The sequence below is a fragment of the Thiomicrorhabdus sp. genome, assembly GCF_963662555.1.
In the GTDB taxonomy this organism is placed as follows: Bacteria; Pseudomonadota; Gammaproteobacteria; order Thiomicrospirales; family Thiomicrospiraceae; genus Thiomicrorhabdus.
Map to the genome: position 1 here is coordinate 2,646,126 of NZ_OY759719.1, position 13,639 is coordinate 2,659,764.

Consider the following 13,639-nt stretch of genomic DNA (forward strand, 5'->3'; position numbering starts at 1 on the left):
TCATTGGAAAACAAAAAATGATAAACAGTGACAGCAATATAAAACTAGATTCAAGCTGGCTATCTTATCTAGAAAAAGAATTTAACCAACCTTACATGCAAGCTCTCAAAGCTTTTTTGGTTAATGAAAAAGATCAAGGTAAAACTATTTTACCTAAAGGTAATCAGTGGTTTAATGCCTTAAATAGCACGCCACTAGAATCTGTTAAAGTGGTTATTTTAGGGCAAGATCCATACCCAACTGTAGGCCATGCTCATGGTTTGTGTTTTTCTGTTCAACCGGAGGTTAAACCCTTACCTAAATCCTTATTAAATATTAATAAGGAGCTTGCAGATGATTTAGGTGTAAACAACCAGCACACAGGTAATTTACAACCCTGGGCAGAGCAAGGTGTTCTATTGCTCAACGCAGTGTTGACCGTAGAAGCTGGTAAAACAAATGCTCATCAAAACAAAGGTTGGGAACAGTTTACCGATGCTGTGATTCAAACGATTAATGACCAAACTGAACACACCGTTTTTATACTTTGGGGAGCTTACGCCCAGAAAAAAGGCAAAATGATTGATAGAAACAAACACCTTGTTATCGAAAGCCCACACCCTTCTCCACTTTCGGCTTATCGTGGTTTTTTTGGTAGTAAGCCTTTTTCGAAGGCCAATCAATATCTACTAGAAAACCATCGTTCAGCAATTGATTGGCAGCTACCTTAAAAAAGATTTTGCTCTTTGGTTAAGCTTATATCTCTGACAACTTAGCAAACCGCTACCATTTTTTAAGGTGTGTTATTTTTTTGAAAGCCTGCGGTAATTAATACATTTACACGTCTATTTAAACGTTTACCTTCTATAGTATCGTTGTTTGCTATAGGCTGCCATTCACCATAACCCGATACCGAAAATAGCTTGGCAGGTAAACCACTTTGCTCATACAGCGCCTGCATTACAGATTGTGCTCTTAAGGTACTTAAAAAAAAGTTATTTCGTAATCTAGAACGTGGATCAATCTTATCATCATCGGTATAGCCTTCTACCATAATTTCTGGCACCCATAGCATTCCGTCGGCTTTAGCACGTTTTATTACTTCACGGTTCTGAGCAGATTGTTCAATATTAAATAACGGGGTCTTATTTAGTAATTTGCTCATAACAGCAAGCTCTTTTTGTAATTTTGCGGTTGGTGTAAATTGCCCGCTTTCAAAAGCATTGTCACTTTGAATGGTTAACAACACACCTCTAGCCGTTCGCTTAATTTTTATAACTTGTAAGTTCTGTTGCTCAGCTTCTGTTTCTAATACCTGGTAACTCTGTGTAATTTGTTTATCAACCCACTTTTCTATTTTGGTAATTTCACCCTTATTTATAGCGATGGTCATAATAAAAAACGTAATCAATAAGGTAACTACATCACCAAAAGCCAATAACCAAGCCGATCTTGCTCGCTCCATCACCACATTCATGACGTTATCTCTTGGGTTATCGGAGCCTCATTCAATTCATCGTTATTCTGTTTAGAAGCATCTCTTATAATGGGTTGTAGATAAATCTCAATACGTCTATTCTGTGGATCTTGCGGGTTTTGTGTTAATGGGTGAAAACTGCCATAGCCAGAAATAGCAAACATTGATTTTGGCAGGCCTGTATGAATTCTTAACCACTCCATCATCGCATAGGCTCTAAAAGTACTCAGTTCAACATTGTTTTTAAAACGTGCATTTGCCGCCATAGGGTAAGAATCTGTATGACCTTCAATGCGAATTAAAAATTGCACCTTAGCACCAGAGACTTCTATGCCTTTAATGAGTTTACGATTACGTTCTGTAAAGTGCTCTAAATCTAAAGCCAAAATAACATTAGCTATATTCTGTAAATAGGGTAAATAACGTGGGTTAATTTTGGCACGAGCAGATTCAAATAAAGATGCATTACTAATCAATTCAGCGGGTAGGCTTAACTGAACCCCCCTACTTAAAGAGTGATTAACTTGCAACCAACTTATCCCCTGTTTATCTATTTCAAAATTCACTTGTTTATTTAAGTTATTCACTAACTTTTGATAATTTCTTACCGGAGTTGAACCTTCCAGTTCCACTAGGCTAATCATTAAAATAAAGAACGCTAATAATGAGGTAAACAAAGAAATATAGGTAAGTAACCACATGCGATTACGTTTGATTTGCTGAACATCTGGATTATCTGAATTTACCAGGCCTGGTAAATTTGTTTTGGAATTTTTGGGTTTATTAAGTAATGAGATAAGGAGTAAGGACATAATGGCTCCTTACTTTAAAGATTCTAATTTTTGTTTGGTTTTTTCATTTACAAAAGCCAATAACTGCTCTTTAACCAATAAGGTAGAAGACGATTCTTTTAGGGCTAAAACACCTTGAATAATCATCTCATTTCTAAAGACTTCAGCATCAGTAAGTACCTTAAGTTTTCCAGCGATAGGCAAAAAAACCAAATTAGAAAATAGCACACCATAAAAGGTTGTGACCAATGCCAATCCCATCCCATTTAACAAATTGCCCAGCATATCTTGAGATTCACCACCATAAGGATTACCCGTATCGACAACTTGAGTCGTCATCATAATAATCAATCCCATTACCGTACCCATCATGCCAAATGCAGGAGCATAAGAGGCCATATTGCCATACACTTCTTGGCAAGAAAGATGACGTAATCGCATATTAAATAAACGGTTTTCAAGACTCTGTTTGAGAATAGAAACATCGTGATAAACCAACATTTCGGTCAATGCAAATTGAAAAAAACGATCCTCAATAGAATCAATTTGGTTTTCAATTGCTAGCAAACCTTTTTGTTTTGAGAGATGACTTAAACGTACCATCTCTTCGACCACATCACGATAAGTTGCGGGTTCAGAAGTGAGGACTTTAGCAAAGCCCTTAAAGACACAGCCAACCTGGCTGAATGGATAGTTAATGAGTATCGCCGCAAAGGTCCCTCCCAATACCAAAGCCAACCCCTGCCAATTTAAAAAGGCATAAATGAAGTGACCTTGTTGGTAATCAATCATGCTCAATATCAAAATAATTGAGCCGATTAAAATGCCTAAAATTGTCGCGATTTTACTCATTTATGATTTGTGGTGAATCTCCTCTTTGGCATCTGCACTCGCTTGAGCAGATGATAAGTGTTGACTCAACCAACTCTCTACCTGTTGATTAATTTCGGAAGCCGACATTTCTGCCGTATCTAATGGTTTGCTGATATATACATCAATGCAACCTGGTCTCTTAATAAAACTATTTTTTGGCCAAAACTCACCGGCATTATGTGCCACCAAATATACAGGAGCTTTGGCTTTGGAGGCCAACATTGCCCCCCCAATATTAATTTTGCCCAATTCACCCGCAGGCATTCTTGTGCCCTCTGGGAAAACTACCACCCAATCGCCTTGCTCTAAGCGTTCAACGCCTTCACTCACCAACTGGTTTAAAGCCTTTCTACCAGCGGCTCTATCAATGGCAATCGGGTTTAGCAACGCCATACCCCAACCAAAAAAAGGCACTTTTAACAGTTCTCTTTTTAAAACATAAGCTTGACGCGGAAAAATAGCCTGAAATGCAAAGGTTTCCCATGCCGATTCATGTCTAGCAAGGATTAAGCCAGCCGTATTGTTATTAATATTTTCGGCGCCGTGCACACGGTATTTCACACCGCAAGTCCAACGCACCCAAACCACACAAAAACGAGCCCAGTAATGCATAAATTGATAACGGGTAGCAAATGAGAATGGACGCGTAAATTGTCCCAAAACTGAGAATAAAATAAGCGTTGTTATCTGTCCAATCGAAAATAAAACAGAACGAAAAAACCAAATGATTTTCATGCTAATAAAGCCTCCACAACTTCATTTAAACTTTCATAAACGGGTACATTTTTTAATGAATCATCATCACTAGCTAGAGTTCTTTGGCCCTTGCCTGTTTTCACCAAATAAGGCTGCATACCCATTGCTTTAGCTACTTTAATATCCGCTAGAGTGTCACCAATCATAGGTGCATTTTGTAAACTACAATTAAAGCGTTTTTCTATGGCTTTTAGCATGCCTGTAGCCGGTTTCCTTGCAGGTGAATTATCATCCGACAAGTAAGGAGCATAGCTAATCCAATCCACTTTATCACCATCAAGTAGCGTTACAAATTTTAGATGCATTTCACTTAAAGTCTGACGAGAATAATATCCCCGTTTAATACCAGATTGATTGGTCGCTACAGCGACAATCCAGCCCGCTTTTTTTAAACGTTTTATCGCCTCAATACTACCAGGAATTGGCAACCATTCAGCGGCTGACTTAATAAAATCGTCCGAATCCTCGTTGATAACCCCATCACGATCTAAAACAATAATTTTAGTCATTACTAACCTTGTTCTTTGTCTAAAATTGATTATCTAATTAATCTTCCAAATTATTTAATCTTTATAATTATTTAATCTGTTTTTTAATATAAAAACTCCCGCAAAAGCGGGAGTTTCATTTCAGAGCTATGATAATCAAAATCTAATCATAAACTCATTACAAACGTGAAATGTCTGCTACTTGCAAGAATAGCTGATAAATCTGATTTAATAACGCTAAACGGTTTTGTTTAACCGCTTCATCATCGGCCATAACCATAACATCATCAAAGAATGTATCTACGGCATCACGAATCGTTGCTAATTCAGAAATCGCAGTAATGTAGTCTCGCCCGGCAATATGATCACTAACCGTCTCACGTAAAGCGTCTAAAGCATTCCACAAATTTGTTTCAGCTTTTTCGGTAAATAAATCCGTATTTACCGTTTCAGCAATTGGTGTTTCTACTTTTTTCAAGATATTACTAATACGCTTATTGGCCGCACTTAAACTCTCTGCACCTTCCATCTGACTAAATTGCTTAACTGCTGCAATACGTTTTGCAAAATCAATCGGGTGAGCAGGACGACACACTCGTACCGCTTCAAATTGCTCGGCAGAAATACCTTGATCAGCGTAATAGGCTCGTAAACGACTGACAACAAAGTCGTAAATATCATCAACCAGCTTATCCGTCACTTCCACTTTTTCATGGAGTTCTAAACTAAATTGAATCAATAGACGTAAATCTAAATCTAGATTCTTTTCAATCATAATACGCAGTAAACCAAGTGCCGCACGACGTAAAGCAAATGGGTCTTTATCACCGGTAGGAATTTGCCCTACGCCGTAAATACCCGTAATGGTATCCAGTTTATCGGCAATCGCTAAAGCTTGAGCCACACCCGATTCAGGCAAAGCATCACCCGCAAAACGTGGCTGATATTGTGCATCAATTGCTTCAGCAACTTGAGCGTCTTCATTTTGAGCGGTAGCGTAATAACGCCCCATTACACCTTGTAAATCTGGGAATTCACCCACCATTTCAGACATTAAATCACATTTTGATAAACGTGCCGCTCTTTCACACAAAGCACCATCAACCCCTAAAGGTTTACCAATTTTTACAGCAAGGGTTTCAAGCCTTTCAACTTTATCAAACAAAGTGCCTAACTGTTGTTGGAAAACGACGGTTTTCAAACGCGGTAAAAAATCATCTAATGGGTTTTTACGGTCTTGATCCCAAAAGAATTTTGCATCTGCCAAACGTGGTCGAATAACACGCTCATTACCATATTTAACAGAAGCAGGATTAGAGCTTTCAATGTTACTGATGGTAATAAAATTAGCCATTAATTTGCCGTCACTGTCTAACATGTGAAAGTATTTTTGGTGGCCAGCCATTGCTGATACTAATGCTTCGGAAGGTACGGTTAAGAAGGTCACATCAAACTCGCCTACCACCGCAGTTGGCCATTCATTAAGTGCCGTGACTTCTTCTAATAAATCAGCATCAATCACCGCAGTACCACCTGCTTTCTGTGCTACATCATTGACTTGTTGTTCAATACGAGCTGAACGTTTTTCAAAGTCAGCTAACACATAACCTTCGGTTTCTAGTTTAGTCACGTACTCTTCAGGTTTTGAAATAGTTAGCAGGCCTGGTGCATGAAAGCGATGCCCTTTAGTTGTGTTAGAGGTTTGATGACCAAGAATTGTCGCTGGCACTACTTCACTGCCCAACATCATTAACGCCCAATGCACAGGTCGTACAAACTCAACATCAGAACTACCCCAACGCATACGTTTTGGAATTGGCAGTTTAGCTAAAGATTGATTAACAATGTCGCCTAAAAGCTCAGTGGCTGGTTGACCTTTTTGTTCAAGGTTATAAGCCATCCAGGTGCCTTTATCGGTTTCGATTTCAATCAAATCAGCCACTGTTGCACCACAACCACGGGCAAAACCTTGTAACGCTTTTGTTGGATTACCATCAGCATCAAAACCTGCTTTTTTGGCAGGACCTTTGCGTTCAACTACTTTATCGTCTTGCTTTAATTGCATCGAATCAATCATCACCGCTAAACGACGAGGAGCCGCATAAATAGTGACATCGCCATAGCTTAGCTCTGCTTCTTGCAGGCCTGCTTCAATACCACTCGCAAATGCATTGGCTAATTTTTTAAGGGCTTTAGGAGGAAGTTCTTCTGTTCCGATTTCGACTAAAAATGTTTCAGTATTGACGCTCATTATTTAGCCTCCTGAGATTGATCTTTTACTAGCGGGAATCCTAATGCTTCACGCCCCTCATAATAAGATTCAGCAATTTGCTTTGCCATAGTTCGCACACGCCCAATAAAACGTGCACGCTCAGTCACACTAATTGCGTGACGAGCGTCTAACATATTGAATGCGTGAGAGGCTTTTAACACTTGTTCATAAGCCGGAAGAGGCAATTTATCTTCAACCAATTTTGCAAAAATCTGTTCACACTCATCAAAGGTACGGAACAAGATTGCGGTATCGGCTTTTTCAAAGTTGTAAGTAGACATCTCAACTTCGTTTTGATGAAACACATCACCATAAGTGACTTTTCCGCCTGGACCATCTACCCAAACTAAATCGTAAACCGAATCAACCCCTTGCAAATACATAGCAATACGCTCAAGACCATATGTGATTTCACCGGTAACAGGTCGGCATTCTAAGCCACCGACTTGTTGGAAGTAAGTAAACTGTGTCACTTCCATGCCATTCATCCATACTTCCCAACCAAGCCCCCAGGCCCCTAAAGTCGGTGATTCCCAATTATCTTCAACAAAACGAATATCATGCTCAAGCGGATCAACACCCATGACTTTCAAAGACTCAAGATACAACTCTTGGATATTATCTGGTGATGGCTTTAGCATCACCTGAAATTGATAATAGTGCTGCAAACGGTTTGGGTTTTCACCATAACGACCGTCGGTTGGACGACGACATGGCTGAACATAGGCCGCACGCCATGGCTCTGGGCCAATTGATCTTAAAAATGTAGATGGGTGAAAAGTACCCGCCCCCATTTCATTATCATAGGGCTGCATTACTACACAACCTTGTTCTGCCCAGTAGGCCTGAAGAGACTGAATTAATCCCTGAAACGTGCGAATATCTGTTGCTGCTTGTGCCGACACAGTCAAAACCTCTTTAAAGAATATCTTGTGAAACCTTTGCAAAAGTATATTCACTCCTACAAAGTTCTCATTGTCTTTCAAACCTTGCTTATTGAGTTTCAATTCGTTGTAAAATCAAATAGTTCAAAAACAAGATTTTTGGTTAAAAAATTTGCGTAATTATAACGTATTTTGTATTGTCAAAAATGACCAAAAACGGCTAACCTCTACTTTTTTAACGAAAATACCTTCTTCTTAAAATCGAACCGTTTGTTAATAGGATTAAACAACACATAAAGGCTAAATAATGACAACCACATACAACCAAACCACTGATCTTACCATTGACCATCATGTGGATGCTAAGGGACTCAAATGCCCAATGCCTGTCATTAAGTTACAACAGCAAGTCAGAAATACCAGGCCTGGTAAAATGATTGAAATTATCTGTACCGATCCAGGTGCAGAAAAAGATATTTCTAGCTGGTGTAAAGTCAATAAACATCAAATTGTTGTTATTAATCAAAATAAAGAAGGTTGCACAATAGTCATTGAAGTCAAAGAACGTAAATAATTAAGACCTATTAGCTCATCTGTAAAAACGACATAATATACTTAAAACAGTATTAAAAACTGGTTCTCCCCCTGGTAGTTGGGGTTCATTTAGTTATAATGAATCGCAATAATTTAATCTTCAAATACAATAAGAATTCTCATGATAAATAGGCTTATGTCAGCTAAACCCTCAAAATTCGCCATCCTTTTTGGCTCAATAATTTTCAGCATGAGCTTGTTACCAATTAACGCTCTGGCTAATGCAGCTCTAAAAACCATCACTCTTCCACTGCCAGAAATCGACACTGAATCTAATAAACAAACAGAAAACCAGATAGGAAACTCATCAAAAGAGATTAACTGGCAAGAACATACCGTTAAAATTGGAAAAAATGATTCTTTAAGTACCGCTTTAGATAAAGTCAAAATCAATGCCTCTACCACCTATAGCATAGGCCGTTTAAAAAATAGTAATTTAATTACCAATTTACGGGTGGGAGATAAACTTAAAATTTGGGTAGATAAAAACGATAATCTGCAAAAAATTCTTTATCCAAAGAGCAGAACTTTAGCTTATGAAGTGGTTAAAACCGATGATGGTTACCAAATTCATGAAAAGAAAGCTAAGGTTGAAATTCGTACAGAAACAGCTTATGCAACGATTGATGGCCCTTTTTATTTAGCCGCCGAGAAAGCCGGATTAAGTGCCAAAAGCATTATGAATATTGCTGATATGTTTGCATGGGATATTGATTTTATTCGTGAACTTCGTAAGGGCGACACCTTAAAAGTGATTTATGAAACCCGTTACCTGAATGGTGAATACCTTGGTGACGGAGATATATTGGCAGCTCAAATCACTACAGATAAAGGCAAAAATGTTCATAACGCATTTATTTTACGTGACAATAAAAACGTTATTGGATATTACGACGAGAAAGGTAACAATCTAAAAAAGGCCTTTTTAAGAGCTCCTGTAGATTACGTTCGAATTACATCTAAATTTACCAATCGTCGCTTTCATCCTATTTTAAAAAAATGGCGTTCTCATCGCGGCGTTGATTATGGCGGACCATTAAACACGCCTATTCATGTGACTGGTAATGGCCAAATTGTTGCCCGCGGTAAAGCCCATGGTTATGGAAATTACATCAAGGTTCAGCATGCTGGTAAGTATATGACAGTGTATGGCCACCTAAATAAATTTGGTAAGTACAGAAAAGGCCAATTTGTTAAGCAGGGAGATATCATCGGCTACATGGGACAAACAGGCTTAGCAACGGGTGTGCATTTACACTATGAATTCCGTATTAACGGTAAACACGTTGATCCACTTAAGGTCAAGTTTCCAGCCGCTGGCCCTGTTGCTAAGAAGTATAAAAATGAATTCAAGAAAAAAAGTCATTTTTTACTAACCCAACTTAATCGCCTCAATACTCAAACTCAAATAGTTGGGAATTTTGAATAAATGCCGCAAAATAACTACTTTATTGGCTTAATGTCTGGCACCAGTGCCGATGGAGTAGATGCGGCACTGATTAAGATGAATCAACAGAATATCAATCAACAGCATATTGAGTTAATTGATTTTATTTCAGAACCCCTTCCTGCAGAATTAAAACAAAACCTTATTGCATTAAACACCAAACCTGTAATGCATTTACAACATCTAGCCTTATTGCAAAAACAAGTCGCAGATATTTTTAGTCAAACAACTCTCACATTACTCAAAAAAAACCACTTAAAGCCTGAACAAATAACCGCAATTGGTAGCCATGGACAAACTATTTATCATGCTCCAGAAATTCCTATGTCTATTCAAATTGGACACCCTGCTTTTATAGCCAAAACAACTGGCATAACCACGGTTGGTGATTTTAGAATAGATGATATGGCTTTAGGTGGTCAAGGTGCACCATTTGCACCTGTTTTTCATCATCAACTTTTTGCTAACAATTCACCTACCTTTGTAATAAACATTGGCGGTATTGCAAACATCAGCTGCTTAAATTCCAATTCAGAAAGCAAAGAGATTATTGGATGGGATACTGGTCCTGGAAATGCTTTAATGGATGATGTTTGTCAAAAACAGCTCGGGATTCAATATGACCCTTCTGGCCAAAATGCCAGCCAAGGCAAGATTAATCTTAAGTTACTTGAACACCTGTTAACACATCCGTACTTTAAACTAAAAGCACCTAAAAGTACCGGCAGAGAAACTTTTCATACTGACTGGGTTGATACTCTGTTAACAGAGAAAAATATAAAGATTAACACGCATGATTTACTTGCGACTCTTTGCGAGTTGACTGCAAAGACCATTGCACAGCAAATCCAAATTTTAGATATTAGCACCGCCGTAAAAACGCCAACATGGATTGTGGGCGGCGGTGCTTACAATGATTTTTTAATATCAAGAATTCAGGCACATCTACCCGACTGCACCGTGGCAAGTAGCTTTCAAAAGGGTATTAATCCCGATGCAATAGAAGCAATGATGTTTGCTTGGCTTGCTCAACAACGCATTGAAAACAATCCAATTGATCTTGCAAAAGTCACAGGGGCAAAACGTAATGGCGTTTTAGGTGCTATTTGGCACTCATAAAAACGAAAACGGTTATTACAAAATACTGAGTTACCTAAAATAGAAAGGCCTGGTTAACGTTAAAATTAACCAGGCCTTTATTTTTAAACACGCCTAAGAACTTCTTAAATAAGTTTTGTTTCAATACTTATAAAAATTCATGCTCTGTTTGTCCGCGTTGTTCAACTGGAATATAACAAGCCTCACCCGCTCCTGTATAAACTTGAGTTGGTCTAAATATTTTATTATTTTGCAGCTGCTCACGCCAATGAGCCATCCAACCTGCAGAACGAGCTACTGCAAAAATTGGGGTAAATAAACCTGGATCAAAGCCCATCTCTTTGTAAAGAATCCCTGAGTAAAAATCCACATTAGGATAAACGCCTTTATGGCCTAGTAATTCTTCACAAATTTTTTCAACTTCCATCGCAGTAGCAAATGCTTTACTAAGTTCTCCAGCATTAGACTTTTTAACCAACAACTCCATTGAAAGTTTTTGCAAAATTGTCGCACGTGGATCTTTAGTTTTGTACTCTCTATGACCCATTCCCCAAATAACTCTTTTTTTGGATAAACGATCTTCAATATAAGCTCGTGCATTTTCTGGTGAACCAATTTCATCTAACATCTCGATGACTTTTTGGTTAGCTCCACCATGCAACGGGCCTGACAATGAGGCGATTGCAGATGAGATTACTGAACAAGGATTCGCTAACGTAGAACCCGTCACCATAGTGGTAAAAGTCGAAGCGTTAATCGTATGCTCAGCATGTAAAATTAAAATCGCATCTAATATACGAGCCCAATCTTTATCAGGCTCTTCACCCGTTAGCATATATAAAAAATTTTCTGCGTAATTTAAATCTTTACGGGGCTGAATAGGGTCATAACCGTTTCTAACATGCTCCCAGTTGGCAACCAATGTGCCCATATGAGCAATGATTTTAACCGTTACATCATTAATATAATCTTGGTTTTCAGAAGCCCCTTTCATATATTCAGTACTTGGATAAAAACTCGCCAAGCTGGCTACAACTACCTGCAACATGTGCATTGGATGTGTGGTAGAAGGTAGGTTTTGCATTATTTGACGAATATTAAATTTAATTCGACGATTTTCTCTTAATAAATTATCAAAACGCTTCAACTCATCCGCCGTAGGTAAATCACCAAACAAAAGCAAAAGCGTTGTCTCTTCAAAAGAAGAGAATTCGGCCAACTCTTGAATATCATAACCACGATAGGTCAATAACCCCTTTTGGCCATCAATATAAGAAATTTTTGATTCTGTTGCTGGTACGCCAGCTAACCCTGGAATATATTCCATAGAATGCCCTAATAATTAGCCCCATACAAAATATGGAGCATTTAACAATATGAATATTTGAAAGTAGTTAACGTGTCTTACACGCTAAATGAAGAACCACACCCGCATGTCGTCGTTGCATTTGGGTTTTCGATTACAAAACGAGCGCCTTGTAAGTCTTCTAGATAGTCGATTTTGGCTCCCACCAAATATTGAAAGCTCATTGAATCAACTAACAAAGTTACATTACCTTTAGTTACTACTGTATCGTCATCAGCTTGAGTCTCATCAAAGGTAAAACCATAAGAAAACCCAGAACAACCGCCACCCGTAATATAAACTCTTAACTTTAAATTTGGATTTTGTTCATCTTCTATTAACCCGCTTACCTTATTGGCTGCTGCCTCGGTAAAGTCTAGTGGTTGTGGAATATCAGACATTTCTGTTTCCTTTTATTTTTTATATTTTTGGTTGAACTAAGATCCACTAAGAATTCAAGAATCTTGCCCAACTCAAATTAAATGTAGCCGAAGAAGTATTATAACAAAAAACTAAAATTCACTCTTTGTAGTTTTGTTACCAGAACATTAAGTGTTCGACGGTTTCTGTCTTTAATCAATATTAAGGTAATAAAGCGACATGATTTAGGCCAGCATCTTCTTCTAAATCAAACATAATATTCATGTTTTGCACTGCCTGACCTGCCGCACCTTTTACAAGATTATCTATTACAGCAGTAACCACAACAATATCTCCCCCCGCTGGGCGATACACCGCCATACGACACATATTAGAACCTTTTACCAAACGTGTATCGGGCAAACTATTAGCTGGCATGACATCGACAAATGGCTCTTGAGCATAAGTATTTTCAAACAGCTCTTGTAGCTCTTCTTGAGACACGTTTTTTGTTAACTTACCGTATAAAGTCGCTTCAATACCTCTAATTGTCGGTATTAGATGTGGCACAAAGGTTAAATTGACTTGAGAATCCGCCATCAACTCTAAACCTTGTTTGATTTCTGGTAGATGACGATGTCCATTAATACCATAAGCTTTAAAGCCTTCACTAGTTTCTGCCGCTAAAGAACCTACTTTGGCACCACGACCTGCACCACTTACACCAGACTTAGCATCTGCAATTAAGTGATCAATATCAATCAGGCCAGCTTTTAATAGAGGCTGAAAACCAAGTTGCACCGCTGTTGGATAACAACCTGGATTGGCAATAACACGAGCGGTTTTGATTTTTTCACGAAACAACTCTGGCAAGCCATAAACCACTTCATCCATAATATTTGGACATGCATGAGGCATACCGTACCAAGATTCCCAGACATCCAAGTTTTCAATACGAAAATCAGCGGCTAAATCAATAACCTTTACGCCTGCTTCAATTAATTCAGGCGTCATACTCATTGCTACACCATGCGGGGTTGCAAAAAACACGATATCGCAAGCTTTAAGCTTTTCAATATGAGGTTCAGAAAAGGCAATATCGTAAAAGCCGCGAAGGTTTGGAAACATTTCTGCAACTGGAGTACCTGCTTCACCACGTGAAGTGATTGCCTCTACCTCTGCATTAGGGTGATTAGCTAATAAACGTAATAACTCTACCCCTGTGTAACCTGTTCCACCAACAATACCGACTTTTACTTTTGTCATTTTCTGTAC

At 38.4% G+C, this 13,639-nt stretch carries 14 protein-coding genes; 4 read left to right on the top strand and 10 right to left on the bottom strand.

Annotated features, from left to right (window positions below; all coding sequences use genetic code 11):
- The first annotated feature begins 17 nt into the window (after positions 1–17).
- The gene (gene ung, locus ACORJQ_RS11980) at positions 18–710 is read left to right on the top strand and encodes a uracil-DNA glycosylase (protein WP_321324832.1); all 693 of its coding nucleotides are present in this window, start codon (positions 18–20) and stop codon (positions 708–710) included.
- Positions 711–772: 62 nt separating this feature from the next.
- Here the strand turns inward: ung and ACORJQ_RS11985 are convergent, their stop codons facing one another.
- From ACORJQ_RS11985 to glyQ, 7 genes are all read right to left on the bottom strand, one after another.
- Positions 773–1,456, bottom strand: coding sequence for an OmpA/MotB family protein (locus tag ACORJQ_RS11985; protein ID WP_321324833.1), 684 nt, complete (start codon positions 1,454–1,456; stop codon positions 773–775).
- Positions 1,453–2,268, bottom strand: coding sequence for an OmpA/MotB family protein (locus ACORJQ_RS11990; protein WP_321324834.1), 816 nt, complete (start codon positions 2,266–2,268; stop codon positions 1,453–1,455). The genes ACORJQ_RS11985 and ACORJQ_RS11990 overlap by 4 nt, the downstream gene beginning before the upstream one ends.
- Before the next feature lie 9 nt (positions 2,269–2,277).
- The gene (locus ACORJQ_RS11995) at positions 2,278–3,099 is read right to left on the bottom strand and encodes a motility protein A (RefSeq protein ID WP_321324835.1); all 822 of its coding nucleotides are present in this window, start codon (positions 3,097–3,099) and stop codon (positions 2,278–2,280) included.
- The gene (locus ACORJQ_RS12000; protein ID WP_321324836.1) at positions 3,100–3,855 is read right to left on the bottom strand and encodes a lysophospholipid acyltransferase family protein; all 756 of its coding nucleotides are present in this window, start codon (positions 3,853–3,855) and stop codon (positions 3,100–3,102) included.
- Positions 3,852–4,385: a D-glycero-beta-D-manno-heptose 1,7-bisphosphate 7-phosphatase gene (gmhB, locus tag ACORJQ_RS12005; RefSeq protein WP_321324837.1), complete on the bottom strand. Its 534-nt coding sequence runs from the start codon at positions 4,383–4,385 to the stop codon at positions 3,852–3,854. Before gmhB ends, ACORJQ_RS12000 begins: the two co-directional genes overlap by 4 nt.
- A 157-nt stretch (positions 4,386–4,542) precedes the next feature.
- The gene (glyS, locus tag ACORJQ_RS12010; protein WP_321324838.1) at positions 4,543–6,615 is read right to left on the bottom strand and encodes a glycine--tRNA ligase subunit beta; all 2,073 of its coding nucleotides are present in this window, start codon (positions 6,613–6,615) and stop codon (positions 4,543–4,545) included.
- Positions 6,615–7,541, bottom strand: coding sequence for a glycine--tRNA ligase subunit alpha (glyQ, locus tag ACORJQ_RS12015; RefSeq protein WP_321324839.1), 927 nt, complete (start codon positions 7,539–7,541; stop codon positions 6,615–6,617). The genes glyS and glyQ overlap by 1 nt, the downstream gene beginning before the upstream one ends.
- A gap of 286 nt (positions 7,542–7,827) precedes the next feature.
- On the opposite strand from glyQ, the gene ACORJQ_RS12020 reads away from it, so the two are divergent.
- The 3 genes from ACORJQ_RS12020 to ACORJQ_RS12030 all read left to right on the top strand — a co-directional run bounded on the left by ACORJQ_RS12020 (position 7,828) and on the right by ACORJQ_RS12030 (position 10,680).
- On the top strand, positions 7,828–8,094 hold the full coding sequence (locus tag ACORJQ_RS12020; protein WP_321324840.1) for a sulfurtransferase TusA family protein: 267 nt from the start codon (positions 7,828–7,830) through the stop codon (positions 8,092–8,094).
- Positions 8,095–8,304: 210 nt separating this feature from the next.
- Positions 8,305–9,543 (top strand): peptidoglycan DD-metalloendopeptidase family protein, encoded by a 1,239-nt coding sequence (locus ACORJQ_RS12025; RefSeq protein WP_321324841.1) that lies wholly within the window; start codon positions 8,305–8,307, stop codon positions 9,541–9,543.
- Entirely contained in the window at positions 9,544–10,680 is a 1,137-nt protein-coding gene (locus ACORJQ_RS12030) for an anhydro-N-acetylmuramic acid kinase (RefSeq protein ID WP_321324842.1), read from the top strand.
- 127 nt (positions 10,681–10,807) lie between these two features.
- Here the strand turns inward: ACORJQ_RS12030 and ACORJQ_RS12035 are convergent, their stop codons facing one another.
- The 3 genes from ACORJQ_RS12035 to argC all read right to left on the bottom strand — a co-directional run bounded on the left by ACORJQ_RS12035 (position 10,808) and on the right by argC (position 13,630).
- Entirely contained in the window at positions 10,808–11,986 is a 1,179-nt protein-coding gene (locus tag ACORJQ_RS12035; protein WP_321324843.1) for a citrate synthase, read from the bottom strand.
- 77 nt (positions 11,987–12,063) lie between these two features.
- On the bottom strand, positions 12,064–12,405 hold the full coding sequence (erpA, locus tag ACORJQ_RS12040) for an iron-sulfur cluster insertion protein ErpA (RefSeq protein ID WP_040726255.1): 342 nt from the start codon (positions 12,403–12,405) through the stop codon (positions 12,064–12,066).
- A gap of 181 nt (positions 12,406–12,586) precedes the next feature.
- Positions 12,587–13,630, bottom strand: a complete 1,044-nt coding sequence (gene argC, locus ACORJQ_RS12045) for an N-acetyl-gamma-glutamyl-phosphate reductase (RefSeq protein WP_321324846.1) — start codon at positions 13,628–13,630, stop codon at positions 12,587–12,589.
- Between the last annotated feature and the right edge of the window lie 9 nt (positions 13,631–13,639).

Coding starts and splice junctions, on each gene's coding strand:
- ung (WP_321324832.1), top strand. CDS start 18: ATGATAAACAGTGACAGCAATATAAAACTAGATTCAAGCTGGCTATCT.
- ACORJQ_RS11985 (WP_321324833.1), bottom strand. CDS start 1,456: ATGAATGTGGTGATGGAGCGAGCAAGATCGGCTTGGTTATTGGCTTTT.
- ACORJQ_RS11990 (WP_321324834.1), bottom strand. CDS start 2,268: ATGTCCTTACTCCTTATCTCATTACTTAATAAACCCAAAAATTCCAAA.
- ACORJQ_RS11995 (WP_321324835.1), bottom strand. CDS start 3,099: ATGAGTAAAATCGCGACAATTTTAGGCATTTTAATCGGCTCAATTATT.
- ACORJQ_RS12000 (WP_321324836.1), bottom strand. CDS start 3,855: ATGAAAATCATTTGGTTTTTTCGTTCTGTTTTATTTTCGATTGGACAG.
- gmhB (WP_321324837.1), bottom strand. CDS start 4,385: ATGACTAAAATTATTGTTTTAGATCGTGATGGGGTTATCAACGAGGAT.
- glyS (WP_321324838.1), bottom strand. CDS start 6,615: ATGAGCGTCAATACTGAAACATTTTTAGTCGAAATCGGAACAGAAGAA.
- ACORJQ_RS12020 (WP_321324840.1), top strand. CDS start 7,828: ATGACAACCACATACAACCAAACCACTGATCTTACCATTGACCATCAT.
- ACORJQ_RS12025 (WP_321324841.1), top strand. CDS start 8,305: ATGAGCTTGTTACCAATTAACGCTCTGGCTAATGCAGCTCTAAAAACC.
- ACORJQ_RS12030 (WP_321324842.1), top strand. CDS start 9,544: ATGCCGCAAAATAACTACTTTATTGGCTTAATGTCTGGCACCAGTGCC.
- ACORJQ_RS12035 (WP_321324843.1), bottom strand. CDS start 11,986: ATGGAATATATTCCAGGGTTAGCTGGCGTACCAGCAACAGAATCAAAA.
- erpA (WP_040726255.1), bottom strand. CDS start 12,405: ATGTCTGATATTCCACAACCACTAGACTTTACCGAGGCAGCAGCCAAT.
- argC (WP_321324846.1), bottom strand. CDS start 13,630: ATGACAAAAGTAAAAGTCGGTATTGTTGGTGGAACAGGTTACACAGGG.